The organism is Leisingera sp. MMG026 (genome assembly GCF_021654205.1).
Taxonomy (GTDB): domain Bacteria; phylum Pseudomonadota; class Alphaproteobacteria; order Rhodobacterales; family Rhodobacteraceae; genus Leisingera.
The window spans coordinates 1-1,142 of sequence record NZ_JAKFZM010000122.1; the positions used below are offsets into that span (position 1 = coordinate 1).

The 1,142-nt window shown below is 60.8% G+C and carries 1 pseudogene; it reads left to right on the top strand.

Annotated elements, in window-relative coordinates:
- A pseudogene (locus L1069_RS23715) lies at positions 1–839 on the top strand (transposase); the annotation flags it as partial.
- Positions 840–1,142: the final 303 nt, after the last annotated feature.

Below are 1,142 nucleotides of genomic sequence, written 5' to 3' on the forward strand. Positions count from 1 at the left end.
TGGCTTGCTGTTCAAGGCATCGGCCCAAACACTCCTGATCATCGCTGCCGATCCAAAACATCTTGGTGCGAAGATCGGCATGACATCGGTGCTGCACACCTGGGGATCAGCGATGACGCATCACCCGCATGTGCATGTCATCGTGCCAGGGGGCGGGCTGTCGCGCGATGTTGGCCGCTGGATCGGTTGCCGCCCAGGGTTCTTTCTGCCGGTGAAGGTCCTGTCCCGGCTGTTCCGGCGCTTGTTCCTTGAAGGGCTGGCCAGACTGCACAAGGCCGGGAAGTTGGCATTCTTTGGCGATTTGGTGGGGCTGGCCGATCCGGATACCTTCGCCGCCCATCTCTCACCGCTGCGCAAAACGGAATGGGTGGTGTATGCCAAGCCACCCTTCGGCGGGCCGGAAGCGGTGCTGGCCTACCTGAGCCGTTATACGCACCGGGTCGCAATCTCCAACCATCGGCTCGTCCGCGCGGATGCCAGCACGATGGAAAGACTACCGTATCAAGCGCGCAGACCGCATGAAGGTGATGCGATTGCCGACGTCCGAATTCATCCGCCGGTTCCTGATCCACGTCCTGCCCTCCGGCTTCCATCGCATCCGGCACTCGGGCTTTTTGGCTAACGGCATCCGTCGCGACAGGATCGCGAAGATCAGGCGCTTGCTGAATGCAGAGCCAGAGCCCGATCAAACGCCGGATGAGGCAGCCAGCGCCGAATGCGATGTTCAGCCCGCGCACCAGCCTTGCCCGAAATGCGGCGGTGCCATGATCGTTATCGAAACCTTTCTGCGCGGCCAAACACCCAAATCCCGGGCACCACCATGGGAGGACGCCGCATGACCAGCCCAACCCGATCGGCCTCGCAACGAAAAGACACCGAACCAGTCAGTGCGGCCATCTCACCAAATCATGCGCGGCATCAGGCCTGTAGCCTCATGACGAGAGGCCGTCCAATCAAGCCGTGTCGGGAAATGAGGCTCGCATACACCGCTCGTCGTCACGCAACCGTTTGCTCTCAACGTTCGACACCGCGGTTGTAACCCACAATCCCCATAGACCCAAAACAGCCCGCGCTTTCCTCCTTGTCAGATTTGTCGCCGCTGCAGCTCACGCTGAACAGCAGCCACAAACCTTAGACAGAGC